The sequence below is a fragment of the Bacillus sp. I-2 genome, from assembly GCF_001974945.1.
Classification (GTDB): domain Bacteria; phylum Bacillota; class Bacilli; order Bacillales; family Bacillaceae; genus Bacillus; species Bacillus safensis.
Genome location: NZ_LZRW01000011.1, coordinates 330,731 through 356,187, shown reverse-complemented (window position 1 = coordinate 356,187; position 25,457 = coordinate 330,731). Strand labels below are relative to the sequence as shown.

The window sequence follows — 25,457 nt, the reverse complement described above, 5'->3', positions numbered from 1 at the left end:
GGGTTTTTATTGTTCTTCCTTAGATTTCTTCCACTTCTTAATCTCATCTTCGATTGTTTCTTTATCTACTTCATTAGACTTTGTTTCAGTAATTTCAACCTTAGATGTTGGAGTACCTTCTGAATATGCCAGCAGCGTTTTGAGTGCGTCTAGCTGATCCTTAGTCTTTTGACTATCATCCATGCCGATATTCTCCAATTTTTTAAACCAATTTTTAGCTCTTGCGCTTCTTTCTTGCTGTGCTAAAAGTTTGAAGTTTTGTATCTCATTGTCCAGCTCCAGTGAGTATTCTTTATCTTTTCTCCACAAGTATAATGCATTACGACTGACTCCAATTTCATCAGCAATAGCTTGCATTGTCTTCCTTCCTTCAGCTAATAATGAGATCGATTTAATCTTTCTTTCATCTAACATATTTTACTTTACACTCCTTTATATTTACATTTTTTTGTTTATTGATTATAATTCCCCTATTAACTAGTATAGGATGATTATTTTGTCAACTCAGTTTAAAGAAAGTTTAGAAGACCTTGTATTTATAAATTTTGAGTTAGCACCTGCAATAGAATATTATAATGAAATGGAATCCTATGTAGAACAATCAAAGAACTCTTATGAAGAAAAACTCAAACAAGTAATTAAAATTCTAAGCATAAACACTAATGAAGAAGCTGAAAACAATTTTGACAAGTACAATAACCAGCTACATCATTACATAAACAATCATCCTCAAATGATTAGAAGAACTGTTTTTCTTGAAATTTATTTTTTATTTGAAAGATATATGAATATTAAATGTGAAGCATTAAAAGAAGAAATGAAACTTCCCATTGGTTATAAATTAATTAGTGGCAATGGTCTCGAAAGAACAAAGATTTATTTAACTAAAATGTGTTCTATTAAAGAACCCTTTAAAAATGAGATTTGGAATACAATTATGATCTATGGAAAGGTTAGAAATTCTCTTGCACACAATCAATCTTTGATTACTCGTAAAGAAGATGCTAATGTTAAACAGCTCGCTGGACTTGAAGTGGAACATAAAATTGATCAATACACTTTTTCCTTTACTTTAAGTGAAAGTTTTGTGCCAAAGTTCTATGAAACTATTACTCAGTTTGTAACATTACTTAAAGAAGATCGCTCCTAGAGGATTATAAGGTGCTTTTATAATATCTGTTACCACAATAATCGGTAACAGATGTTATATTTTTTGAGTTCATTTTATTTACTTTAAACGAAATTATTTCTCCAATCTCATCTTTATATTCCTCAACAATGTGATCAACTGTTTCTTTTACTTCTTCACTTGGTTCATAAAATGGGTCTAATCTATGATTGGCCAATTGATCATTCTCAAACTCTAGCTTGGCAATATGATCTAGCATTTCTTTGGTAACTCTTTTGAATCCATCGATATCAACTAATTGCTCGTTGTTTTCTTTACAGGAATCACACCGTTGGAACGTATATTTTCCACCTAAAATGCGACATAGATGAGATAATGTCTCCAAGATTCCTTCTGGTGTACTACATCGCTCTACTAAACATTTATCACAATCCATAAGAATTGTTTTTTTATTTTTGATCTTTTTAAACATTATTAAATCATCCTCTCTAATTTTAATTCCACTGTCGTCTTACAGCTCATCTAACGCTTTAATAACTTGCTCCGTCTTATTAGCCAAATCACTGTCAACAAGCTGATCTACAGCATCCTCGACACTCTTGATATGATCTAGCACCTTCTGAATGCTTTCTTCAGGAAATGACATCATAATCTGTCCCATCAATCCACTATCGACTAAGTTGATATACGCACTCATTTTAGATTTCAGGCTGTTTGGGATTTTAAGGTTTGTAAATTTTTTGATGATTAAGAAATACAACCAATCTGTCATAGCAATTTCATCAATCTTCAAACCTTTTTTATCTCCATTGAAGTAATCGGTATTTAACTCTTTTAACACTTCCGCAATTTTACTGGGCGCAAACTCTGGATAAATATAAAGATGGAACTCTTCATTCAATTGAACCTTCTTTTTCTCATCATATTTCTTGGTGAGTTCACCCAATGTCGTTAAATTCACTGCTTTTGTTGTCATTTTTCATTCTCCTTTTTGTGTGAATATATAAAGGGGTGTGCAATTATTTATCACACACCCAAATAAATTAATCTCCTAAATCTCCACTATCATCAGGCGTTGTATTGCCAGGTGTTGAAGGCGCTGCTCCTTTTGAGCCATCTTCATTACGCTTAACTCTTGCAAAACGTCCGATCTTTCCATTGTCATCTGCAAGAGCTCTATACCCCAATTCTGGAGTAAATGGTTGTCCAGCTTCCAAAGACATATCAAACTCTCCTGAGAAGTTAACTTTAGGCAACTGGATATAAAGATCACTATAAGTTTTGTTAGTGATTGGATCATACTCAAGCGTATGAAGTTCTAGGTAATAGTTCTCCGAGAATTTATTACCATTGATTTCAACAGTTTCAGCATCAACTTCAATTAAGTAATGAACTGTAATTTGTTCACCTTTTTTAGCAAAAGTGTTTGAAAGTGTGTAACTCATTCCAGAAACAGCAGTCTGATAAACCTCCCCATTGGCTTTATTTGTGAATGTAACTTCTGAATCTTCCACAGGTGTTTTCGTCAAAGTAACACCGTTTGAATCATCAACTGTTAGAACTTCATCTTCGTAAACTGAAATAGATTCGTTCTCAATGGAAACTCCTTGCTGCATTGCCATGAAATCAAGGTCGAAGAAAGCGTTCCTAATGTTACCTGAGACTTCTTTGCTTGAGTTGATAACATATAAATCTTTGTTTCCCCAGCCACCTTTTAAAAAATCCTGCTGGACTTGTTGAGCAAGGGAAGTTAATTGTGTTACTGCTGAACCAATCACTTTCCTTGTACTAATTTGTTTCATTGTCACCTTAGCGACCTCGTGGATAACTGTCTGCTTTGCCATTTCTAATTAAACAACTCCTTAAATAATAAAAAGACTGATTTTATCAGCCTAATAAATTTTTGATTGATTCTGAATCTTTGTGTGACAAGTGGTGTTTCTCCTCAGCGTATAAATCAATATGATCGTCCCATCTATCAATCTTCACTTCTGAACTGACAGTAGCAAAAATAACAGACGCATCATGATTTACTTTTTTTTGTATGCGGTGATATGTAAGGTAAAGCTGGTAAAGTGTCCACTCATTAATAGCGGAATAGTCTATACCTGTCGTTGCTACAACCGCACTAATCATGTCTGATAAATCAGCACCGCTATCACTTGATTTTAATTCCTTTGAAATCTGATTAAGCTCTTCTATCTCTGAATTTGGTGATTTCTTGTCCTCATTGATTAAATGCATTTTTAAAACAAGACTTCTCAATTCTAAGAAGTTTTCATCCGATACCTTTGACATAATCTCTTTATCATTGAAAATCTTGATAAATATAGATTGATAAGCTTCAAAATACAGTGGATGCATCAAAATTAGTTGAAATAAATTACGACCACTGACCATCTCTTCAATGTTCTGGGCATCAAGTTTATCTTTCAAGACCTGTCGCATAGATTCAGCTATTTTATCTTTGTTGTCTGCCATCAATTGAAGATCACTTGAGAAATCAACATACTCTTTAATCTTGATGAAGTGACAATCGCCTATAGGTGTTTTTACAGGCTGCCCAGTGCCGAAAAGCTGCATAAAATCATTTGATTTCATTTACTTGTACCAAAAGTGAAAATAAGCTTATAACCGATATATCCATTTGGGGAATTAGGAATTAGCATTCGCTTATAATTCACAATTTTTCCGAAGCCAGTTACCCTGCTTTCAAAAAGCAGCTGCGCAAGATTGTCTTGAATCTTTAAGTTTCTTAATTCAATTTGTTCCACTTCATCAATACTGGTATAGATGTCAATCATGATATCTTGGGATTGAATTTGTAAGTTATTTGTGGGAGTACCGTTCGCTAAATACATACACATTCTAGCAATCGGTTTTTCATGTTCCAGATCATCTATTTTGGGTGATCTGTAGATTAACAAGGGGATTTGATCATCATTTGTTACATCTGGATGATCTGAAGATAATGGGGATTCTTTATAGAATAAGAACCTATTATTCTTTTCATTAGATGAAATCAGTCTGTAAATATCCAAAAAGTTTTTCTCAATGTTACTCATTTAAACGTGTCACCTCCTTTATCCAATGAGGGACTAAACTTGTCATAGAAATCTCTTTCTTTATATTCTGTTCAACTCGTTCCAGTAAGGCTGGATCAATTTTGCTATAGATTTTTTGAAAATCTGTATTGGGATTTGGGTTTCCCCATTTTGGTTTAAACATGGCTTACACCATCCATTTATATGAAATATTATCGTTTGAATTTTTTTAGTTGTACGAATACAGGAGCGCATATAGCGCCCCAACACTCATACAAAAAGGAGAAATAAAAATGTTTGTAACTTTCGGGGGCAGTGGGCTGTAGCTTACAAACCTCACCTAATCATTCGTTTTTCTGGAGGCGAAATGAAATGATTACAAAACTACAAAACGTGAACGCAAATTCATTTGTTTTTGGTAAGGTCGCTGAAATTGCTAGGTACAACCCTTATTCGCTGTTTCCGCAACAAACGGTATTGTAGTGACGACCAAAAAAATTGCTACTTTTTCTTCCATACGAGTTCAGGGCGAGAATAAACAAATTCGACAAGTCGATTTAATTTTTCTTTTGAAATTTCGCACTCGAAAGTGAAGTATTTACTTAAATGAGACTGGGTACAACCGCAATGCTTGGCTGCTTCCACTTGGGTTATTCTTCTTTTTTGCATAGCTTGTCTTAATTCAAATCGTTCGATATTCATTTATTCTAGTCCCGACTCCTTTCGCAAGATTTATTTAATCATTGCGTTATCATTCATTTTTATGTTATGTTTTAAATGGGAAATTATTTATTCCCTAGTATACGGTTATAGAAATTCATATGAACATAAAAAACCCTTGTTGCATCAAGGGTTCTTCGTGTATCCATTAATCAGTTATCAAATTCAAGCGGACATTTTTCTGTTTTTTCTCGCAATCGCTTTTCTATCCGCATCCAACTGTTTCCGATGATCTTTATAACAATCCTCACATAAGTAATGTCTTCTGGCATTCAGATCTCTCAACTTGTTTTCACAATGATGGTTTTTACATTCAGCAATCACATTTAAATTTGTCTTCAGATTCCACAGGAGATCATTTCCAAAGCATCCCCATAATGTATCCTTGAATTTTGTCTTCTTAATGAAGAATAGATATTCAACTAAGATATCAAGCACTTCAGTTTTTGTCACATTTAGATTCAATAGTTCGTTAGTGAATACCTTATACACAAACCATTTTTTATCAGATCTCTTTTCTTCCTTTTTCTCTTGATTGCTTAACCTGTATTTATTCGTATCCATCATTTTGTACACTTTGATCACTTCAACCATCTTTAATAAATCTGAATCCCCATGATTTATCTTCAATTCACGCATTACACATTCGTTTAATCTTCTAATCCTTTCTAGCAATCTAGGGCTACGATCAGGTGCGCTTAAACTCTCATAATATTTCGCTTTGTATAATTCTTTATACTCTTTAAGGAGTTGGTCTAATTTATCAATATTTTCTTTTGTTAATGTTTTTTTCTTATGTAATTTCGGACTCAAGAACAGTCTGTAATTTAACTCTAATGTATTCATCGCCTTATCAAAACTTCTTTTCGTTTCTCTTGCAGTCGGCATAATTATATCTATCTTATCAACAGTCATAGAACCATTAGGCATTTCAACGTTTTTCTCGTCCTTGTCTTTCGCATATTTGAAGAAGTATGGCAGCTTTCGCTTTCTTGTTTTATCACCTTCTTCAACTTTCAAGAACTTTTCAATCTCATTACTAGCATGTGTAGCCCTCGTTGGCTGGTATAGCGTTTTTGCGTAGTCTATTCCAAAGTTGTTCTCCATCGTTAACCATTTGATTACATCAAGGTTTACATCTTTGCTATTCCAAACTTTTGATATGTTATTAGAAAACTCTCCGATGTTGACCTTGAAAGAACTTCTCAGATTGTCATATATTTTGCCATTTTCAATGATATCTTTCTGGGCAGATTCCATTTCATAATAAAGAGGAAGAATTTCATCATGTTGGCCAACCTTCATATTTCTTTTAGCAATACTGACAAATTCCTTATCGCTTACAACAAGAGCCTTATCACCATCAAAATCAAATTGCAATAACCTAAATAGAGAGTCTTTGTTTGATGTATAGATTCCTTTTGTGATGAACCATTTCTTCGTTTTTTCGTTTATCACATTGGATCTGATGCCATGCTCTCTATAAAGGTGAGGAGAGCGAAGCACGTCAATTTCTAAGCTGTCTTCATATAATTTACAGCTAACCTCTCCATCTTCAATTAATCCGTTTGGATTTTCCTCACCATTGAACCAAAATTCACAAGCTGCGTACAGGTCGGGTATTAAGAAAGTATGATGTGATCCTTTTAACTTTATTTTTCCTGCTTTAGCTTCCTTAATCATCCTCGCTTTAATTTCTTTGATCGTTTCTTTCACATGATTATCTTTTAATAAGCCAGGATATACAAACAGAGCTTCCTGGAGATTGCTTCTTTTCTCATTTTCTTCAACGGCTCCCATAACATCTAACATGGCATCAGTGCTCTGATAAAGTGTTTTGATCTCATTAATCGTAAGTTTTGTTAATCTTGTCATTTCGCTGTCTGTGATGTCCGTTAATGTTTGAAGCATTTGATAGTTAAGCTTACTTGTCTTTAAATTTTCCTCTTCCTCATTTAGTTTGGATGCTTCACAATTATATTCCTTGAAACAGCGTTTGTAGTGATCCCACTTACTTTCACTTTCGTTGCCATAATAGCTCCACATTTTAAATTGAGACCTTGTAAGGATCATGTGAATATCGTCTACCAGCACATCCCATTCACGACCATCAATGTCTTTTATAATTGATTTACCATGCTCTTTTGCAAACTGTTTGAAATCGAAAGGTACTAGCATCCCCTTCATAAATGGTGCTCTGAATTGAAATGGTTTATCTGCAACAGTTGGCAATATCATTCCGCAGCCATCAGTCTGATCGACTGGAATAGTCATCTTCTTCCGAGTTATTTCATATGTATTACGATCAATATAGTCAAAGCTTCCTTCAATTTCATTCTCGAAATCTGGAACAACTATAGCTTTATCAATATTGAAGCCTTCCCAAACGGAACTAGCACTATTGCTTAGGGCAAGATAAGCATTCCATTTATTGATATTCATGCCGCCTTTAGAGTTGATCAACTTTTCATCGAGTCCGCACATTAAGGTTGTTTTGTGCTTATTGAGCGATGACCTCTTGATGAAAACACCTTTCTTATCACGAATCTGTCCAGCAGATGAGGCATAATAGTCGTACTGCTTTTTATTGAACTTAAATCCTTTTTTGATCAGACTGCCGAAGACTTCTTCATAAAAACTTTCAACAATAATAATTTCATCTGAAGGTTGTTCGTTTTCTGTTTCAATTCCTAATGTTCTAGTTAAGGTTGATTCAAAAACACCAATAACCTTGTTAATATTGATATCTCCAGTGTTCTTGTATCTGATTGCATCGAGATTGAGTTCCCTTGTTTTTTTAAAGTCAGCCATTAATTTTTTCATTTTCTTCTTATTTTGGTTTTTAATAAGATTAGCAATCCCACATAATTTAACAATCTTTCTTCTAGTAAGACCTTCATCCTGCAACACTTCTATATTCTTCAGCTGCTTTTCTTCTGAACCTTCCAGATCCTTTTTGGCAACTATCTTCAAGGAATCAACATAATCAGTAATTATTTTTTTGGCAGGCCGATGTTTTTTCATTTCTCCTTTTTGCTTCTCCGTTAGTTCAATTGTATCCATTACCCTTAGACTAGCATTACTACTTTTGACTTCTTTCAAAAATTCAACGAAGTAAGTCAAGCTAAGATTTTCATTATTGATGACCTGTTCCTCTGGTGTAAAAAATGCTGATGTGTCTAATGAGTAAATGTATACTTGCTTTGATAAGTTTGATTTCAATGAATCTCCTCCAAATTGTTATTTCTATCACGAAGAATGATTAACTTGTTAATCATGATGAGAAGGTGTACAAAGCTTGCTTTGTGCAACTGCTCTTTTGCATGTGAGTGTTTATATAATACATGGGGGATGCTTTAGACAGACAATTTTCCACTGCGTTCCAAATTATCTATCGTGCAGCCAACCATCCCCCATACCCCCTTCAGACTGTGATTGGGATTTTGTTTTTCCTTTTAAAGAATGTTTTTCTCTAATATGTACATTGGAAAAAATAACGGATTGAAACGTTTTGCTCTTATATTTCTATAGGAAGTCTAAACCGTCAATTTTATAGTCCGTCAGGCAAGCTGTATTCAATCTCAAAATCCAACTCATTAATTTCTTCAAGTTCCAAAATCTCTTGTGAGATAATCTTTGCATTATCTTTAATCACAATATCTATTAATTTCTTAATATCCTCAGAATATGACTGTTCAAGTCTAAATTCCTTTTGTTGTGGCAATTCACTTTCAGTTTCGTGTCTTTTAGAACCATTGACAGCTAATTTTTTACAAGCTTTTTTATTAAGCTCATTTTGATGTCGTTGCCTGTCTAATTTGTTCAACAGAAAATCCAATAATTTATCAGACTCTTCTTTCAAGTATTTATCATTCGGTGTGATTTCATATGCAGAATAATAAAAATCAATACCTCCAAGTTCTTTTAAGAGTTTTTTTGACTTTTTACAAAACTCCTTCCAGTCTTTTGAGATTCTAAGATTTTTGAGGTTTGTATAACCGAGCGATAGCATCGTGCTTCTCTCAGAAAATAAAATTAGACGCTTTTCGTCCGGCGAAGCTAAACTATGCATCCCATTTTTACTTACCTTTGTTACAGTATTACAAATAATCAGCCTTTTATTTTGAAGGGTTTTTAAAGCCAACTCAATCGCTCTTTTAAAAGAGTCATTTGTAGTATAGTAAAAGTCACTTACCACCTGCCTATCTACTTTGCAAAATATAGATAAAGCTTTTTTCCTTTTAAAACAATGACTGTAGTTTAGATTCACCAGATTGAGTTCCCTTAGAAATTTACTTTTGCTGATTATCAGGTTTCCACTATTCCTTTTCTGAGCTAACAGATCAAGAATTAAAATTTGCATGATGTCGCCATAAACAGTGTTATTCCCTTTCCGCTTCCTCTTTTCAAGTGGAGTTTCATAAACTTGATCAATGGTAATTAGATGTCCAACTTTGTTATATGTACAGTACCTTTCCAACTCTCTAAACTGAGCTTTCTTCGTATCCGATGATTTTTTCACTTCGATGCCTAATTCTTGGCACATAACTTTATAATTTTTGAATTGTTTTCCTGGTTTTAAAATTTCAATTTTTATAATTATCGCTCCCATGCTTTTCAGTAATAATATCTATGTAATATCTCGCTGTCTCTCTGCAGTTGCTATCGCTATGTTCATCTGTTGCAATTTCGTACATGTACTTTATGTATTTCTCATCTAACCCTAACTCCGCTATAAAATCCGTAAGCATTGCTATTTGATTCTCAAAGTGTTTTAACGCTTTGTTGGTGTTGCCCAAACCAATTTCAAGAGCATATTGATTGTTTTGAAGGAACTGTATTCAGCGTCCTTCTCGTCCTCAAATACTTGATCAGTGTAATAGTGGTTATTATTTTGCATGCAGGACAACAACTCTCCTTTCTTCATCACAATCTAATTTGCATAAAAGAGTTGTTTTACCCACTTCTAATTCCCTTATGTATTTCAACTTGCTACTTTCAATTAAATCAATATGTATTGTCGCTTCAGGACAGTATTCACTTGCAACGATTAATGAATCGCCTTCTTCATTCCATTTAATTATGTTCATTCTGTGATATCCATCAGAAGTGAATGAGTTCATACTTCTGATCATTACACCTATGTCTTTTCTTAGATTGGTCGTTGACTCTCTGTAGAGGATTTTTTTACACACACCTTTATTCATCCTATAAGGCATTTTGATGATCGCTGACTCGAAATAGTTTAATTTCACTAAATCAGCTACAAATCCATTAGTGATCAGCAGCGCATTCAATTCTGGGTTATAATATGTGCCGTTGTTTTTTAACTCAGTTGTAAACCCAAGATCCTCTGCCATGCTTGAGATAGCCATGCTTCTGAATTTACCCAATCGCTTCCTCCTTCCTTTATTAAGATTTCTTGATAGTTAAAGATGAATTGCATCGGTTACAAGTTAAGACCAAACTTTCATCATTCACATAAAGGTCACTAACTGCGAAATGCTCTCCGCCTATTTCATCAGTACCGTAAATCTCGGAATCGAATGACAGGTGTATCTCGTGGTGACCAAAGTCATAATCAGAAATTTCACTATGTAAAAATCGTTCCTTATTAAACTCTGCTTCGTTTCCACACGTACAAGTTAGATTTAAAATCATTTCAATTTCTCCTTTTTAGATCATTTCTTGATATATCAAAAAGGCAGAGATTCAATCTCCCCACCTTTCTAATATGTAAAGCATTTAATTAAGCACCATGCCCAAATCCCGCTGTGTTGAAATCAGAAGCCGTATCAATTTGTGTACCTGCAACTACACCTCCAAAGAAAATTGCAGCTGCTACAATAGTAAGTGCGAATACTTTTTTCATTTTTTCACCTCCCTTCAAGCGATTAATTCATCTTAAACTGCCAATACTTCAAGAATGAGTTTATCTGTGCCTAACTTTTCAAGTTCAAGTAGTGGCAAGTTAGCAGAGAATTTATCCCCACTTAACTTAAAGTGCTTAATAGACTTATAGAAATATCCGTCTGAGCCGTACGCAAGCCCTTTTAGATACATATGCATACCTAACTGGTTGTCATCGTGTTCCTCGGCTTCTAGGGCTTCTAGAATTGATTTAGCAATTGACATTTCACCTTTGCGAATGTAGCTGTGAGCAACCTCTTGTCGGTCACTAATTTCCTCTGAGTCATGATGTAACCATTTGTTTTCTTTTCCCCATAAATTTTCAAGGAAGCACAAACTTCTTAAAGCTTGGATTGATCTCTCTCTGTTCTCAGTTGAATGTTCTAATGCAAAGAGAAAACATTTTTTACTTGAATCGTAGTCTGTAAACATTTGAGAGTTACCTTGCGCTAAATACGAATAGGCTGTAATTCTTCTTACATTGGAGTTGAGTATCCCATAGCTTGAATAATAGCGCACTCTTTCCAGCTTATTCTGCCTTAGTGAACAGTTAGCTAAGAGTAACATCAATCGGCTGTGGAACGATTGCTTAACATATGACTCTTCTAAACTTTCAATCACAACGTCTTCTGACAACGAATCAAGTCTGTTAAATTGGTTATTCCATAATGCGAAATACATCGGAATGATTCGACTGTAAACTTTCATCTCGTCTGTTTTTAATTTGAAACTCCCTAGTAACCTGACCAAATCTTCAGAATTTACAAGACCTTTTTCAGCATCCCTTTGTGCTTTGTAAGTCTTAGCCCACTCTAGACTTTTAATGTTAGCTGTGTTGTTAAGGATATTCTCGATGTGAGTATCAAGCTTTTCAATTTCAGCGTTAACAGAAAAGTATTCTAACGCTTGTCTTGAGCATTGCTTTCCTGGATCGAGCGTTGGTATGTATTCACTCATCATTTCCATTTCTCTGCCTGGATCAATTTCTTTAACAATATCTATGATGCTTTGAATATCAGATGTTTCCTTACTAGGTTCGTTCAGAAATCGGTAAAAACCACTTCTATCTGTATATCCTGCTATCTTTGCCAATTTCATAGCCATTGAAGAATCGTCTTCACACTTGCTTTTGATGAATGCTTTTAATTTGCTCAATCCAATATCCCCCTATTTATCTCTATATGAATTGCAATGTTCTATCTATCTCAACATCAGCTGCAGGATCAAATAGCTTGATCATCTTGTTGATTTCACTCTTTGGGAGCAAGTCAAATTCTCTGATATGCCTGTTGTGTTGAAGCCATAATGGAAATCGGTCTAATATATCTTCATTCTGTGCTATGAACTCATGCATCATTATGTTTTGCGCTAGTTGCCAAGATGAGAAGTTTTGCATATCTCTCATTATAAATCACCTCGCTTCCAATTAGATGTAAATTTATAATTGTGGGTTATTCAGTTGTCAAAGAACGTGAGTTGATTCTTAACGATTATCATAAATCAATTATAAATCATTGCATCATATGAATCAACATATTTCACATTTTTTATTTTTTATGATGCGTTTGATTATATTTGATTCATGATGTATAATTCGATATTGAGGTGAGAAATTTGAAAAGTAGTAATCATTTTTCCGAATTCCGAGATAATTTAGGTCAGTTCTTAAAAGTTAAAAGAGCATATCTCAATATAAGCTCTTCTGAATTATCTAGAACTTTAGGAAAAAACAGATCTTATGTAAGTCAGATAGAAAACGGATACAACAAAAAGCCAGATTATATAACTATGCGAAAAATGTTTCGTATTCTAGGTCTACCCGAAGAAGAAATTAAACCAGCGCTAAAACATTTCAATATCAGCCCTTCTTTAGAAGAAGAAATTGAAATGCATTGGGAAGAAGAACAAGAAAAAAAAATCGAAGAGGAAAATCAAGAGGCTCAAAATAATCCTGACTATGTGCCTCAGAAAGTTTTAGACTATATAGAAGAACAAAAAAGCCATGAAGAAATTGTCGTAGATAAAATAGATCGTATATCCGACAACTTAAAATCAGCTTTGGATTTGGGCTACTACGGATTTAATATCGCTGAGGGTTTATACAATTGTACCGAGGCCATGAAAAGCAAAAAAGAGTTCTTTTTATTCTTTGCTCATTTCTTTAAAGACATCAGTCCATACAATTTAGATGAGAAAGCATTATTGAGAGTCCTCAACACTTTAATCGAAGAGGAAAATCGAATTAACGAAGAAATGATTGCTTTTGGCAAACCACGCTTAAGAGAAAAAATTCGTTCTTTAGATACATCAGATGATATTTGGATCTAAATTTAATGTTTTAAAAGGAGGTGAATAGATGACATATTCTAACCAATTGATCTCATTACTAGCGAATTTATTATAGTAAATTACATAAGAGAGTTCATTCAGGGCTCTCTCTCATAATTAAAATCGAAAGGTGGCATTTTATTGGCAAGTTTCCGTAAAAGAGGTACGACATGGCAGTATAGAATTAAATATAAGGATCCTGTAACACAAGAAGTAACAGAGCTTTCTAAAGGTGGATTTAGTACAAAAAAAGAAGCACAAATTGCTGCTTCAAAACATGAGGAATTACTTAGAAGTGATATAGAGGTTGGTGGTGGAGAAACATCTTTAAAACATTTTCTTATTGAATGGTTAGAAGTTTATAAAAAAGGAAAGGTTGCAAAAAACACGTTTAACATTCACAAAAGAAATATTGAGAATAAAATCCTCCCCTACTTCAAAGAGATTAAGCTAAAAGACATAACACCAATGAGATACCAAAAATTCATAAATACTCTTGAGGAATCAGGTAAATACAGCACAAGAACTATCGAGATCATACACGGTACAATGTATCACGCTTTATCGATGGCTGTTAGACCACTCAAAAAAATTTCATCAAACCCATGCGATGGAGTTGTATTGCCCAAAAAAGATCGATCCAAATCCAAACACAGTTTGGAATATATCAACTCTGAGGACATTGGAAAGTTCTTAAAAACAGCTCGTCAGGACAACTATATCTATTACATTTATTTTAAGACTTTGATTGAAACTGGAATGAGAAAAGGTGAAGCTGCTGCTCTTCAACGAAAAGATATTGATCTAAAAAATCGGACAATAGCCATAAACAAATCACTAGACTTCCAAAGAGACCCTGGTGAAGAAGTATTCGGAAACACAAAAACATATCACTCAGAACGAACAATCAAGATTACTGAATCTTTTGCAAAGGAACTTCATGCTCATATGAAGTGGATCAACGATAACAAAATGGTCTTTAATGAAATATACGATCATGATCTAGATCTTGTTTTCTGCAGAGAAAAAGGAGATCCCTTACCAAAGTCCTCCCTCTTCAATGCTCTAAAAAGAATATTAAAAAAGGCTGAAATTGAAAATATCCCAATCCATGGACTAAGACATACTCACGCCGTTCTTCTGTTGGAAGCTGGCCAAAGTATGAAGTTCATCCAAGAAAGATTGGGACATAAAAACATAAGCATAACTTCTGACGTATACGCTCATATAAGTGAAAAACTCGAAAATAAATCTGTGGACAGTTTCGAGAATTACATCAACTCAATTCTGAGTTGAAATTTTTTGTTGAATTTGGTGGTCAAAAAGTGGTCAAACCATTTAATGGTTGTGGTCACTATAAATTTGACCACCAAATTCTTTTTATAAACCCTTTTAAATCAACGTTTATTTATTAATACTGAGACATATACTGATCGCGTTCCCATGGGTGTACTTGGGTGCGGAACATATCCCATTCAATTTCTTTTGATTCGATGAAGTGCTCGAATAGGTGATCGCCTAGTGCGTTGATCATGACTTCGTTTGATTTCAGCAGCTCGAGTGCTTCTGCAAGTGTTGCAGGAAGGTCAGAGATGCCGTTTTCAAGACGCTCTTCTTTGTCCATGACATAGATGTTTCTGTCGATTGGTGCTGGTGCTTCTAGTTTGTTTTTGATTCCGTCAAGACCTGCTGCAAGTAATACGCTTAGTGCAAGGTATGGGTTTGCAGATGGGTCTACGCTGCGCACTTCTACACGTGTGCTGATGCCGCGTGATGCCGGGATACGGATCAACGGGCTGCGGTTTTGTGCACTCCATGCCACATAGCAAGGTGCTTCATAGCCAGGTACAAGACGCTTGTAAGAGTTTACCGTTGGGTTTGTGACCGCTGTAAAGCTTGTTGCGTGCTTGACGATACCTGCGATAAAGTGTCTAGCAGTCTCGCTTAATTGTAAATCTGCTTTTTCATCAAAGAATGCGTTTTTACCATTTTTGAATAATGATAGGTTACAGTGCATACCAGATCCGTTTACACCGAACAATGGTTTTGGCATGAATGTCGCATGAAGACCATGCTTTCTCGCAATGGTTTTGACAACGAGTTTGAATGTTTGAATGTCATCACAAGAACGGATCGCGCCTGCATATTTGAAATCAATTTCATGCTGTCCAGGTGCTACTTCGTGGTGAGATGCTTCAATTTCAAAGCCCATTTCTTCAAGCTCTAGCACGATATCACGGCGGCAGTTTTCGCCTAGATCTGTTGGTGCAAGGTCAAAGTATCCGCCTTTATCGTTTAGTTCAAGCGTTGGCTCGCCTTTTTCATCTAATTTAAATAAGAAGAATTCTGGCTCAGGTCCAAGGTTGAAATCACTAAATCCTAGTTCTTCCATTTCCTTTAAGATACGCTTTAAGTTGTTACGCGGGTCTCCATCAAATGGTGTCCCGTCTGGCTTATAAATGTCACAAATAAAGCGTGCAACTTTACCTTTTTCTGCTGTCCAAGGGAAAATAACAAATGTGTTTAGATCTGGGTATAGGTACATATCTGATTCTTCGATACGTACGAATCCTTCAATAGATGAACCGTCAAACATACATTTGTTATCGAGAGCTTTTTCTAACTGGCTCACAGGAATCTCAACATTTTTAATCGTTCCGAGAATGTCTGTAAATTGCAGACGGATGTACTTTACGTTTTCCTCATTTACTAATTTTACGATATCTTCTCTTGTGTACTTTGCCATTTCGTAAAACTCCTCCCCTACAAAAGGTAAAATGTGTATAGCAATGCTTTTGCTAATTGGTTAACGGAAGAACCTTGACATATCCCCCTGCCTAAAGGTCGTTCCTTGTTGGAAACGTCCAGCCTGAATGAGTTCCTTCTTCAGTAGCTTCCTGAGTTCATCATCTGTCAAGTTGTGCTTAGCTGTAGCTTTTTCATCCGTCTTTGTATCAGACGATGGATTTTCTGCCTCAGCTTTGGCAAAAAGCTTTTTGATTCCCGCCATGTTTACACCTTGTTCGATGAGGTTTTTAATTTCTAGTAATTTATCAACATCATGAAAAGAAAATAATCGGCGATTTCCATCACTTCTTGCTGGAAATACTAAACCATTTTCCTCATAATAGCGAATTTGTCTTGCAGATAATTCTGTTAGCTGCATGACAATCCCAATTGGGAATAAAGGCATTGAGCGGCGAATGTTATCACTCATCTCAACTGTCTCCTCCTCTTTGCTTAAATTTATTATATGTCATGTTATATTATGTGTCAACAAGATGTTAGGAATATTAACATGGATTTTTTTATTGAGCAGGTACTTCAATAAAACCTTGTTCCAATAAGGCATCGACAGCACTGCAAATCGCATTTTTCACATGGGCATACGTGAGTCCGCCTTGAACATAGGCAGTATAAGGCGGTCTGATCGGACCATCGGCTGATAATTCGATACTGGCCCCTTGTACAAAGGTGCCCGCTGCCATAATGACATCGTCCTCGTAGCCCGGCATATAGCTTGCATGTGGTGTGACGTGACTATTAATCGGAGATGCATACTGGATTGCCTGACAGAACGCAATCATTTTTTTAGGATCTCCAAATTCGACTGATTGAATCAAATCCGTTCTTTTCGCATTCCACGCTGGGTTTGTTTGGAATCCGAGCTTCTCAAGAAAACGAGCCGTAAACACTGCGCCTTTTAAGCTTTGAGCGACAACATGCGGCGCCAAGAAAAAGCCTTGATACATTTCTTGGAGCGCATACAGCGATGCACCCGCTTCACTGCCGATGCCTGGAGATGTCATTCGATAAGAGCAAGCTTCTACCCATTTTTCTTTTCCAACGATGTAGCCGCCTGTTTTGGCAAGGCCACCGCCTGGGTTTTTAATGAGTGAACCGGCCATGAGGTCAGCTCCGACATGACACGGCTCTTTTAATTCAGTAAATTCACCATAACAGTTATCTACAAACACAATGATTTCTTCATTCATCTCTTTCACAAATGAAATCATTTGCTCAATTTCTTCTATAGTAAAGGATGGTCTTGACGCATAGCCTTTTGAACGCTGAATGCCGATGACTTTTGTTTTAGAGGAAATCGACTCTTTTACTTTCTCATAATCGACGGATCCATCTTGTCGTAAATCAATGGCTTTGTAGTCAATCTGGAAGTCTTTTAATGAGCCTGTCCCTTCTTTCCCGCGAATCCCGACAATTTCTTCTAGCGTATCGTATGGTTTTCCCGTCATATAGATCAATTCATCGCCAGGTCTCAGCACACCAAATAAGGCAATGGAAATTGCGTGTGTGCCGGAAATGATCTGCGGACGCACAAGCCCGCTTTCTCCTCCGAAGACATCCGCATAAATCTTTTCTAATGTGTCTCTCCCCATATCATCGTAGCCATATCCAGTTGTTGGATTAAAGTGAGAGTCACTGACTTTGTGCTTTCGATAGCTTTCAAGCACCCGCCACTCATTTTGTTCGCTCTTTTGATCAATTTGCTGATGCACGTGTAAAATCTCTTGTTCTGTTTCTGCTGCTGCTTTTTCTAAAATACTGCCGTGTTTTAATGTGTGAAACATCTTGATTTAATTCCTTTCCAACATATACTTCTTGATTTGACCTAAAATGGTCTGATCCTCACCACTAAATCCGGTGATATCATAAATCTCTGCTTCTTTTTGAAATTCTAGTGATTCCACAAGCGTTTCTGATTTTAATGCGGAGATGAGCTTGCCTTCATGCGCTGGAATCTTTACATGATATGGCTTTAAAAAGGCTTTTTTCAGCTCAGCCATAATATCCGCTTTTAACCTTTTTACATCTTCTTTGTGCTTAGCACTGATTAAGATGTGGCGATGCTTTGAAGATGGGATGAAATCTGGTCTAATTTGATCTTCCTTGTTATAAACAGTCAGCATCGGAATACGGTCCGCTTCTAATTCTTCTAAAAGCTCATGAACCGTTCGTTCGTGTCCTTCATAATCCTCATTAGAAGAGTCGATGACATGAAGCAAATAATCGGCTTCCTTCACTTCTTCAAGGGTGGAACGAAATGCGGCAATCAGTGTGGTCGGAAGGTCTTGGATAAAGCCAACCGTATCCGAAATGAGCACACTGTAGCCAGATTCTAATGTCATCTTACGTGTCATTGGATCAAGTGTCGCAAACAGCAGGTCCTCTTCATGACTATCCGCTTCTGTTAATTGGTTAAACAAAGTTGATTTTCCGGCATTCGTATACCCGACAATGGCAATTTGGAACACACCATTTTTCTTTCGGCGCTCTCGGTATCTTGTGCGGTGTTCTTTAACTGCAGATAACTGCCCGTTAATTTCGTGAATGCGGTTTCGAATATGGCGTCTGTCTGTTTCAAGTTTTGTTTCACCTGGACCTCTTGCGCCAATTCCGCCCCCTTGTCTTGAAAGGCTGATCCCTTGTCCACTTAGTCTCGGCAAGGCATACTGAAGCTGGGCAAGCTCTATTTGCAGCTTCCCCTCTCTTGTACGGGCTCTTTTTGCAAAGATATCTAAAATCAATTGCGTACGATCAATAATTTTCACATCTAAAGCAGTCGCCAAAGCTTTTAGCTGGCTTGGAGAAAGCTCGTCGTTAAAAATAATGACATCACATTCGAGTTCCTCGCAAAGCACTTCAAGTTCTTCTACTTTCCCTTTACCGATATACGTTGCACTGTCTTGTCTATTTCTCTTCTGCGTCATCACGCTGACAGCTTCACCGCCAGCCGTTTTGGTTAAGGAAGCTAATTCTTCCATTGAGTATTGAAAGCGTTCATCCGTTACATGCGGCAATTGGCAGCCGACAAGGATCGCTTTTTCAGTCATTTCATGTTCATTCAACGTTAGTTGTTTCCTTTCTGTACTTAAGTTTTCAGTAGTACCATCATACCAAACACATCACACGTATACCACTATTCGGATGGTTTATTTTAGTGACTCTTTATAAAAAGGATACGCCATTTCAAGAAGGCGTATCCTCTTTCATTTGAAGATCGTGACTTTTAATGGTCAGCAGATCTTTTTTATCATAATGATCCACAAGAAGCAGTCTCATCGCCTGGGTTCGTATGGCTTTTTCAATGGTGTTTCGCACAAACCGGCCGTTGCTGAATTTTGCCGGGCTTGTGGTACTTTTAATGTGCATTAAATAATCCCGCAGCTTCCATTCGGCTTCTTGTGTAAATACATATTCTCTGTCTGTCATCATTCGTTTAGCAATATCCATGAGCTGATCGACTGTATAATCAGGAAAGCTGATGTTGATTGGAAATCTTGATTGCAGGCCGGGGTTTAAAGAAAGAAAATGATCCATTTCCTTGGAGTAGCCAGCAAGAATGAGAATGAATTCGTGCTGTTTGTCCTCCATATGTTTTACAAGGGTATCAATCGCCTCTTTTCCAAAATCCTTTTCTCCTCCGCGTGCAAGAGAATAGGCTTCGTCAATGAACAAAATACCACCTAGTGATTTTTTAATTAAATCCCTTGTTTTTTGCGCTGTATGACCAATGTACTCTCCAACAAGATCACCGCGTTCTGCTTCAATTAAGTGACCCTTTGAGAGCACATTCATTTCAAAGAAAAGCTTCCCGACAAGTCTTGCAACTGTGGTTTTTCCTGTGCCAGGATTTCCTTTGAACATCATATGAAGCGCCTGCTTTCCTACCTTTAACCCTTGTTCCTGCCGCTTTTGATTAACAAAAATCCAAGCATAAATCTCTTTTATGTTTCGTTTCATTTCATCCATACCGACAAGGCTGTTCATTTCACGCTCTATTTCCCGTAAGATGCTGTGTTTTGCCTCATTTTTTTGCAAGGCTTCCAGATATTCAGCCTCAGAGTCTGCATCAACCAATACTTGCTTTTGTCCGTTAAGTATAATATTAATTTGGCCGTTGTTTTTATATGTGACAGCTCGCTCCAACGTATTCACCTCTCGCTCTTCTCTCTTTATTCTATTCGGGTGGAGCTGTAATCGTGACAATCGCCCGCTTAAGCCCAAGTTTGCTGTCAAAATGACCCGAGATACCGAATATTGTAGGGATTTCTGCGGTTTCCCAGGAAATGATGTGCTATTTCCATTGTATTCATCCCGTTTGGGCGGACAAACCAACAATTTGCTTTTTCTTAGAAAAATGTAGCTTTTTGATCACAAATGATGCAGAAAAGAGTCTCAATGATTTCCGCATTTTGTACAGGCAATTCTTCTATTTTCTCATAAAATAAAGACGAGGTGATGAATAGATGGTGAAAATTTTTATTGATCCTGGCCACGGAGGAACAGATTCTGGAGCTAGTGCTAATGGACTTTTGGAGAAAAATATAACACTTCAAATCGCGCTTTTATTGAGAGACATTTTGATTAGTGAATATGATGGGGTTTCCGTCCGCTTAAGTCGTTCAACTGACCAATCCGTCACTTTGTCCCAGCGTACGAATGCGGCAAACAGCTGGGGGGCTGACTATTTCGTGTCTATTCATATTAATGCTGGCGGGGGCACAGGGTTTGAAAGCTATGTGTATCCAGGCGTTTCAGCACCGACCACCACGTATCGCAATGCCCTTCATGATGAAATTGTCCGCTCGGTTGATTTTGCTAACCGCGGCAAGAAAACTGCGAACTTCCACGTTCTTCGAGAAACTTCTATGCCCGCTATTTTAACAGAGAATGGTTTCATCGATACGGCAGCTGATGCTAATAAGCTCCGCAACGCAACCTTCCTTCAAGGCATCGCTCGCGCTCATGCGACTGGTCTAGAAGAAGCCTTTCAATTGAAAAAAAAAGCAAGTAATCTTTATAAAGTGCAGGCAGGAGCTTTCAAAGTGAAAGCCAATGCAGATGAATTAGCAGCCACACTTAAATCCAAAGGCTTTGACGCGTTTGTTGTATTAGACGGCGGCATGTTCCGAGTGCAGGCCGGGGCTTTCCGTACAAAGCAAAATGCAGATGATCTCGTCGCAAGATTGAAGCAGGCTGGTCACGACGCATTCGTTTTCCAATAAGCTGAAGCTGTTGTAACGAAACAAACCGGCTCAAGTCTTCTGCTGAGCCGGTTTGTTGTGTATTCATTTACGCTAAGATGTTAACGACAAATTGAGACCATGTTTCAAGACGATCAAAGTATTCAGGCTTTTTCAAATCGGCTGCTTTCATCCATTTTCCTGAGATTTGATCTGTTTCTTTCACTTCCACATGAGCACCCGGAGATAGCTCAAGCGCTGATAACAGTCCGATGTGCACACGGCCGACACTGTTGTCATCGTCATTGATTAAACCAAGGGTTTTCATTTCAAGTTTGTCTTCTTCTTGAATAGAAAGTTCTTCGTCGAGCTCACGATCTGTATTTTCTTTTAGAATCTCAGCAAAGTTTTTTCCTTCGATGAAATTCATATGCCCCCCAAAGCCAAGAGATAACTTATGATGTAAGCGAGTCTCTCCCCCGCCTTGAAGTCTTTCGTATACATACACTTCGTCCTCACGCTTAATCACGACATAAGGAATCGGCTGCTTGAAGTCAGGATTTTCTTCTGCATCGCCTCTTCGCATTTGCTCGAAGTGCTCTTCGATTTCTTTCATAATGGTGCTGATTGTTTTCTCTTCACTGTTCACACCATTAAACGCAAGTGATTCGTTTTGGAACACGCGTGCGCGTGGTGCAACTAAAATAATTTCGTCCATTTTTCCCATGTTCGGTAACCTCCAGTATGTAACACATTGTTAGAAATGGCAAAAAGCCAAAACGAGTGATGCGTTTTGACTTTTACGCTTTCCTTATGATTCATCTCCAAAGAAGAAGTCGTCATCTTTTAACGGCTCAACTGTTGCTTTTTTGTAGCCGTTCCCTTTCATTGAGAAAAAGTCATGCGACTTTGTTTTTGTATTGAGTCCGTTCAATACAATAGGGTTGATCTCTTCTTCTTCAAAGTAAGGGGCAAATCCAAGGTTCATTAACGCTTTATTGGCATTGTAACGAATGAACTTTTTCACATCATGCGATAAATTGACTTGGTCATAAATATCTTCAGTGTAATGAAGTTCATTTTCATAAAGCTCGTTTAAAAGGTCAATTGAGAAATCATACAGCTCTTTTTGCACGTCAGGTGTTTGTTTGTTGTAAATTTCTTGTGCTAATAATCCAACGTATACACCGTGAATCGCTTCATCACGCAAAATTAAGTTGATGATTTCACCACTTTGCATGAGCTTTCCTTGTCCATAGAAATAAAGCGGGTAGTAAAAACCACTATAAAATAGGAAGCTTTCTAAATAAACAGAAGCAACCATTGCTTTAAAGAGGGAAATAGGATCGTCCTTTTGTATCGAACGGTATAAACTGACAATCATATCTGCTTTCTTTTGCAAGAATTTATTCTTCTTGACCCATTCAAACACTTCACTGATCGTTTCAGTTGGTGCGAGTGTCATGAAGATATTGGAGTATGATTTCGCATGCACCGCATTTTCCATCATTGCCATAAAGTTGAGTACAGCTTTACGCTGATGGCCGTCCACATGTTCAGCAACAATCGGCATTCCTGTATTTCCTTGTTCTGTATCAAGTAAAGTCAGTCCAGCAAGTACCTTCATGTACGTATCTCGCTCTTTTTCACCTAAATATTTCCATGTTAAGAGATCTCCGTTTAAGGAAATCTCTTCTGGAAGCCAGAACTGCTTCACATTTTGGTTGTAAAACATTTGTGTAAAATCGTCTTCGTGTTTTGACCAGTTGGCTGCATCATAAATTTTTGTCACGTTAAACTCTCCTTTAATCAAACAACACAAGAAAGACAGCCTTCCTGCCCTGTATCCTTCGTTCTTGCATAATAAAGTGTCTTAATGCCTTTATGGTGTGCATAAAGATCGATGCGGTTTAAATCACGCGTTGTCATCGTATCTTTTAAGAATAGTGTAAAGCTGATTCCTTGATCCACGTGCTGCTGAATTGTTGCGATCATATCGACCACTTTAAACATGTCCATATCGTACGCTTCTTTATAGAAGAACCAGTTTTGTGCTGAAAGACCTGGCATTGGGTAATAGGTTTTGCTGTTGCCATATGTTCTTTCTTCGATACGTTCCATAATTGGCATCACAGAGGCTGTTGCCGATTGAACATAAGAAATGGAACCTGTTGGTGCAATACATAAACGATAGCTGTGATACATGCCATGTTCCGCTACAAATTCTTTGAGTGCGGCCCAGTCTTCTTTTGTTGGAATGTGCATGCCTTCAAATAGTGCTGCTGCTTTTTCTGTTTTTGGTGTGAAATCATTTTCCACGTATTTATTGAAGTACTCACCAGTTGCATAGCCAGAGCCTTCATAACGATGGAATGTTTCTCCTTTTTCTTTCGCAAGCTCACTTGAGCGTTTAATTGAATAATAGTTCACCATCATAAAGAACGTATTTGCAAAATCTCTTGCTTCTTCACTTTCATAGGCAATTTGGTTTTGAGCTAAATACCCGTGAAGATTCATCGCGCCAAGTCCGATTGATTTCATCGCTTTGTTCGCTTTTCGAACAGCCGGTGCATTGCGAATGTCCGTTGTTTCAGACACAAGCGTTAGTGAATCTGTTGCAAGCTTAACCGTTTTTTCAATCGATTTGTTTTTCATGACATTCATAATATTTAACGAACCAAGGTTACAAGAAATATCAAGACCGATTTCATCTTCTTGATCATAGTCCGTGTAAGAAGAAACCTCTGAAGCCTGAAGAACTTCTGAGCAAAGGTTTGAGAATTTCACTCGTGAAATATGGTTCAAGGCATGCTCTCTGTTTACATTATCTTGGAACATGATATATGGATAGCCTGATTCTGAGCGTAGAACAGCCAATTTTTCAAGAAGCTTTCTCGGATTGACTTTTTCTTTTTTGACTTTCGGGTTTTCTACAAGCTCGTCATACATTTCTTCCATGTCCATCTCATCAAGATGCTGTCCATATTCTTTATAGACTGTATGCGGATAGAAAGTATAAGCTGTTTTATCTTCTCTAGCAAGCTCGATAAATTTATCCGGGATGACGACTCCAATGGACAGAGTTTTCACGCGAACATCTTCATCGGCAGAGATTTTTTTCGTATCTAAAAAATCATTGATATCTCTGTGGAAAATATTCAGGTAGGCGCTGCCTGATCCTTGTCTTTGCCCCATTTGATCTGCATATCTGAATGCATTATCAAGAAGCTTCATCACGCCGACAACACCTTTTGTCGCGTTTTCGACATCTTTGATTGCTTCGCCTTTTGCACGAAGTTTTGACAGGTTCAAACTGACACCGCCGCCTAATTTTGACAGCTGCATGGAAATATCAATCGCTCTTGAAATATCGTTTAGTGAGTCATTTACTTCAAGCAAGAAGCAGCTCACAAGCTCACCGCGTCTTTTACGTCCGGCGTTCAAGAAGGTTGGTGTACTTGGCTGGTACTCTTGATTGATCATCAGTTCTACAAACTCAAGTGCTTTTTCTTTATCTCCACCCGCAAAGAAAAGAGCAACAACTGAAATGCGGTCTTCATAGCGTTCAAGGATTTTCTTTTTATCATTTGTTTTCAGTGCATAGTCATTGTAAAACTTAAACGCACTCATAAATGATGGGAATCTAAATTTTTTGGCATATGCAGCTTCAAAGACTTCTTTAATATCTGCCATGCTATATTGTCTTAAAAATTCTTCCTCATAGTAGTCGTTTTCTATTAAGTAATCAATCTTCTCTTCTAGATTATGAAAAAAGACCGTGTTTTGATTAATGTAATCTACGAAATAACTATGTACAGCTTCTTTGTCCTTATCGAACTGAAACTTTCCTTCTTTTTGAATCATAATTTCGTTATTTAATTGTATCCACTTTGGAACCTGATTTTGTGACAATTCTTTCTACCTCCTGTGTAAACAATTCAACATCCCTTTTTGTTCCGCTTAGTTCAAAGGTGTGCAAAATAGGAACTTGATATTGTTTAGAAATCGTATCGGCGCTTTTTGCAAAATTATCTCCCCACACTTTGTTGCCACTCACCGCAACACCTAGTAAAAGGTGAGCATTTTTCTCTAAAAAGGACTGAGTGGTACTAGGGACTTGTCCAAATCCTGTCGTAAAGGTGACGAGAATAAACGGCGTATCCAAAAACTCTTCTCCAGTCAATTTTCGTTTGTCTGTAAAAGGGGTCTTGTCCAAAAAGCGTTGAACATTTCCTGTTTTTGAATCAAATACGATTTGAATCAATTCCATCACGACCTAGTTTTTAGTATTGTTGATCATTTCGCTATTCACTATATATAGTATACTATGTTTTTTCAAAA

The 25,457-nt window shown here is 36.9% G+C and carries 26 protein-coding genes; 4 read left to right on the top strand and 22 right to left on the bottom strand.

Going from position 1 to position 25,457, the window contains the following annotated elements:
- Positions 1–6: 6 nt before the first annotated feature.
- Positions 7–414: a phBC6A51 family helix-turn-helix protein gene (locus BAE31_RS05235; protein ID WP_076839650.1), complete on the bottom strand. Its 408-nt coding sequence runs from the start codon at positions 412–414 to the stop codon at positions 7–9.
- 82 nt (positions 415–496) lie between these two features.
- Here BAE31_RS05235 and BAE31_RS05230 point away from each other — a divergent pair, with 82 nt between their 5' ends.
- Complete coding sequence (locus BAE31_RS05230; protein ID WP_076839648.1) at positions 497–1,150, top strand: hypothetical protein; 654 nt, start codon at positions 497–499, stop codon at positions 1,148–1,150.
- Positions 1,151–1,154: 4 nt separating this feature from the next.
- Here the strand turns inward: BAE31_RS05230 and BAE31_RS05225 are convergent, their stop codons facing one another.
- The 12 genes from BAE31_RS05225 to BAE31_RS05175 form a co-directional block, all read right to left on the bottom strand.
- Positions 1,155–1,601: a hypothetical protein gene (locus BAE31_RS05225; protein ID WP_076839646.1), complete on the bottom strand. Its 447-nt coding sequence runs from the start codon at positions 1,599–1,601 to the stop codon at positions 1,155–1,157.
- Positions 1,602–1,640: 39 nt separating this feature from the next.
- Positions 1,641–2,105, bottom strand: a complete 465-nt coding sequence (locus BAE31_RS05220; RefSeq protein ID WP_076839645.1) for a hypothetical protein — start codon at positions 2,103–2,105, stop codon at positions 1,641–1,643.
- 67 nt (positions 2,106–2,172) lie between these two features.
- Entirely contained in the window at positions 2,173–2,973 is an 801-nt protein-coding gene (locus BAE31_RS05215; RefSeq protein ID WP_076839643.1) for a hypothetical protein, read from the bottom strand.
- Between the two features lie 43 nt (positions 2,974–3,016).
- Entirely contained in the window at positions 3,017–3,730 is a 714-nt protein-coding gene (locus tag BAE31_RS05210) for a hypothetical protein (RefSeq protein WP_076839641.1), read from the bottom strand.
- Positions 3,727–4,194 (bottom strand): hypothetical protein, encoded by a 468-nt coding sequence (locus BAE31_RS05205; RefSeq protein ID WP_076839639.1) that lies wholly within the window; start codon positions 4,192–4,194, stop codon positions 3,727–3,729. Before BAE31_RS05205 ends, BAE31_RS05210 begins: the two co-directional genes overlap by 4 nt.
- A 480-nt stretch (positions 4,195–4,674) precedes the next feature.
- On the bottom strand, positions 4,675–4,875 hold the full coding sequence (locus BAE31_RS05200) for a helix-turn-helix domain-containing protein (RefSeq protein ID WP_008343997.1): 201 nt from the start codon (positions 4,873–4,875) through the stop codon (positions 4,675–4,677).
- A gap of 183 nt (positions 4,876–5,058) precedes the next feature.
- On the bottom strand, positions 5,059–8,115 hold the full coding sequence (locus BAE31_RS05195; protein WP_076839637.1) for a hypothetical protein: 3,057 nt from the start codon (positions 8,113–8,115) through the stop codon (positions 5,059–5,061).
- Positions 8,116–8,443: 328 nt separating this feature from the next.
- On the bottom strand, positions 8,444–9,505 hold the full coding sequence (locus BAE31_RS05190; protein WP_083703970.1) for a hypothetical protein: 1,062 nt from the start codon (positions 9,503–9,505) through the stop codon (positions 8,444–8,446).
- A 162-nt stretch (positions 9,506–9,667) separates the two neighbouring features.
- A complete protein-coding gene (locus tag BAE31_RS20005; protein ID WP_283936065.1) occupies positions 9,668–9,793 on the bottom strand; it encodes a hypothetical protein in 126 nt (41 codons plus the stop codon).
- Positions 9,783–10,286 (bottom strand): hypothetical protein, encoded by a 504-nt coding sequence (locus BAE31_RS05185; RefSeq protein ID WP_076839635.1) that lies wholly within the window; start codon positions 10,284–10,286, stop codon positions 9,783–9,785. The genes BAE31_RS20005 and BAE31_RS05185 overlap by 11 nt, the downstream gene beginning before the upstream one ends.
- Positions 10,287–10,642: 356 nt before the next feature.
- A complete protein-coding gene (locus BAE31_RS20000) occupies positions 10,643–10,765 on the bottom strand; it encodes a hypothetical protein (RefSeq protein WP_268412795.1) in 123 nt (40 codons plus the stop codon).
- 32 nt (positions 10,766–10,797) lie between these two features.
- Positions 10,798–11,958, bottom strand: coding sequence for an AimR family lysis-lysogeny pheromone receptor (locus BAE31_RS05175; protein ID WP_083703969.1), 1,161 nt, complete (start codon positions 11,956–11,958; stop codon positions 10,798–10,800).
- Positions 11,959–12,417: 459 nt separating this feature from the next.
- On the opposite strand from BAE31_RS05175, the gene BAE31_RS05165 reads away from it, so the two are divergent.
- Together BAE31_RS05165 and BAE31_RS05160 are read left to right on the top strand one after the other, a co-directional pair.
- Positions 12,418–13,131 carry a helix-turn-helix domain-containing protein gene (locus BAE31_RS05165; protein WP_076839629.1) on the top strand — a complete coding sequence of 238 codons (714 nt, stop codon included), beginning with the start codon at positions 12,418–12,420 and terminating at the stop codon, positions 13,129–13,131.
- Between the two features lie 141 nt (positions 13,132–13,272).
- A complete protein-coding gene (locus tag BAE31_RS05160) occupies positions 13,273–14,427 on the top strand; it encodes a tyrosine-type recombinase/integrase (protein ID WP_076839627.1) in 1,155 nt (384 codons plus the stop codon).
- Between the two features lie 115 nt (positions 14,428–14,542).
- Here BAE31_RS05160 and glnA read toward each other — a convergent pair whose 3' ends face one another.
- From glnA to spoVK, 5 genes are all read right to left on the bottom strand, one after another.
- Positions 14,543–15,877, bottom strand: a complete 1,335-nt coding sequence (gene glnA, locus BAE31_RS05155) for a type I glutamate--ammonia ligase (RefSeq protein WP_024427046.1) — start codon at positions 15,875–15,877, stop codon at positions 14,543–14,545.
- Between the two features lie 60 nt (positions 15,878–15,937).
- Positions 15,938–16,348: a MerR family transcriptional regulator gene (locus tag BAE31_RS05150; RefSeq protein WP_041109160.1), complete on the bottom strand. Its 411-nt coding sequence runs from the start codon at positions 16,346–16,348 to the stop codon at positions 15,938–15,940.
- A gap of 91 nt (positions 16,349–16,439) precedes the next feature.
- Entirely contained in the window at positions 16,440–17,720 is a 1,281-nt protein-coding gene (locus tag BAE31_RS05145) for a methionine gamma-lyase family protein (RefSeq protein WP_034281939.1), read from the bottom strand.
- A 6-nt stretch (positions 17,721–17,726) separates the two neighbouring features.
- On the bottom strand, positions 17,727–18,998 hold the full coding sequence (gene hflX, locus BAE31_RS05140; protein WP_041109155.1) for a GTPase HflX: 1,272 nt from the start codon (positions 18,996–18,998) through the stop codon (positions 17,727–17,729).
- 121 nt (positions 18,999–19,119) lie between these two features.
- Entirely contained in the window at positions 19,120–20,079 is a 960-nt protein-coding gene (gene spoVK / locus BAE31_RS05135; RefSeq protein WP_076839625.1) for a stage V sporulation protein K, read from the bottom strand.
- A gap of 320 nt (positions 20,080–20,399) precedes the next feature.
- Here spoVK and BAE31_RS05130 point away from each other — a divergent pair, with 320 nt between their 5' ends.
- Positions 20,400–21,158 (top strand): N-acetylmuramoyl-L-alanine amidase, encoded by a 759-nt coding sequence (locus BAE31_RS05130; protein WP_024427042.1) that lies wholly within the window; start codon positions 20,400–20,402, stop codon positions 21,156–21,158.
- Between the two features lie 67 nt (positions 21,159–21,225).
- On the opposite strand, the gene BAE31_RS05125 is transcribed toward BAE31_RS05130, so the two are convergent.
- From BAE31_RS05125 to nrdI, 4 genes are all read right to left on the bottom strand, one after another.
- Complete coding sequence (locus BAE31_RS05125) at positions 21,226–21,843, bottom strand: hypothetical protein (protein WP_076839623.1); 618 nt, start codon at positions 21,841–21,843, stop codon at positions 21,226–21,228.
- An 84-nt stretch (positions 21,844–21,927) separates the two neighbouring features.
- Positions 21,928–22,908 carry a class 1b ribonucleoside-diphosphate reductase subunit beta gene (nrdF, locus tag BAE31_RS05120; RefSeq protein ID WP_024424085.1) on the bottom strand — a complete coding sequence of 327 codons (981 nt, stop codon included), beginning with the start codon at positions 22,906–22,908 and terminating at the stop codon, positions 21,928–21,930.
- 17 nt (positions 22,909–22,925) lie between these two features.
- Positions 22,926–25,028: a class 1b ribonucleoside-diphosphate reductase subunit alpha gene (gene nrdE, locus BAE31_RS05115; RefSeq protein ID WP_024424086.1), complete on the bottom strand. Its 2,103-nt coding sequence runs from the start codon at positions 25,026–25,028 to the stop codon at positions 22,926–22,928.
- Positions 24,988–25,380 (bottom strand): class Ib ribonucleoside-diphosphate reductase assembly flavoprotein NrdI, encoded by a 393-nt coding sequence (gene nrdI, locus BAE31_RS05110; RefSeq protein ID WP_008360380.1) that lies wholly within the window; start codon positions 25,378–25,380, stop codon positions 24,988–24,990. The genes nrdE and nrdI overlap by 41 nt, the downstream gene beginning before the upstream one ends.
- Positions 25,381–25,457: the final 77 nt, after the last annotated feature.

Excerpts from the sequence above, each read along its gene's own strand:
- BAE31_RS05215 (WP_076839643.1), bottom strand. The coding sequence starts at position 2,973 with ATGGCAAAGCAGACAGTTATCCACGAGGTCGCTAAGGTGACAATGAAA.
- BAE31_RS05150 (WP_041109160.1), bottom strand. The coding sequence starts at position 16,348 with ATGAGTGATAACATTCGCCGCTCAATGCCTTTATTCCCAATTGGGATT.
- BAE31_RS05235 (WP_076839650.1), bottom strand. The coding sequence starts at position 414 with ATGTTAGATGAAAGAAAGATTAAATCGATCTCATTATTAGCTGAAGGA.
- BAE31_RS20005 (WP_283936065.1), bottom strand. The coding sequence starts at position 9,793 with ATGCAAAATAATAACCACTATTACACTGATCAAGTATTTGAGGACGAG.
- glnA (WP_024427046.1), bottom strand. The coding sequence starts at position 15,877 with ATGGCAAAGTACACAAGAGAAGATATCGTAAAATTAGTAAATGAGGAA.
- BAE31_RS05220 (WP_076839645.1), bottom strand. The coding sequence starts at position 2,105 with ATGACAACAAAAGCAGTGAATTTAACGACATTGGGTGAACTCACCAAG.
- BAE31_RS05130 (WP_024427042.1), top strand. The coding sequence starts at position 20,400 with ATGGTGAAAATTTTTATTGATCCTGGCCACGGAGGAACAGATTCTGGA.
- BAE31_RS05145 (WP_034281939.1), bottom strand. The coding sequence starts at position 17,720 with ATGTTTCACACATTAAAACACGGCAGTATTTTAGAAAAAGCAGCAGCA.
- BAE31_RS05200 (WP_008343997.1), bottom strand. The coding sequence starts at position 4,875 with ATGAATATCGAACGATTTGAATTAAGACAAGCTATGCAAAAAAGAAGA.
- BAE31_RS05210 (WP_076839641.1), bottom strand. The coding sequence starts at position 3,730 with ATGAAATCAAATGATTTTATGCAGCTTTTCGGCACTGGGCAGCCTGTA.
- BAE31_RS05225 (WP_076839646.1), bottom strand. The coding sequence starts at position 1,601 with ATGTTTAAAAAGATCAAAAATAAAAAAACAATTCTTATGGATTGTGAT.
- BAE31_RS05205 (WP_076839639.1), bottom strand. The coding sequence starts at position 4,194 with ATGAGTAACATTGAGAAAAACTTTTTGGATATTTACAGACTGATTTCA.
- BAE31_RS05190 (WP_083703970.1), bottom strand. The coding sequence starts at position 9,505 with ATGGGAGCGATAATTATAAAAATTGAAATTTTAAAACCAGGAAAACAA.
- BAE31_RS20000 (WP_268412795.1), bottom strand. The coding sequence starts at position 10,765 with ATGAAAAAAGTATTCGCACTTACTATTGTAGCAGCTGCAATTTTCTTT.
- BAE31_RS05125 (WP_076839623.1), bottom strand. The coding sequence starts at position 21,843 with ATGGGAAAAATGGACGAAATTATTTTAGTTGCACCACGCGCACGCGTG.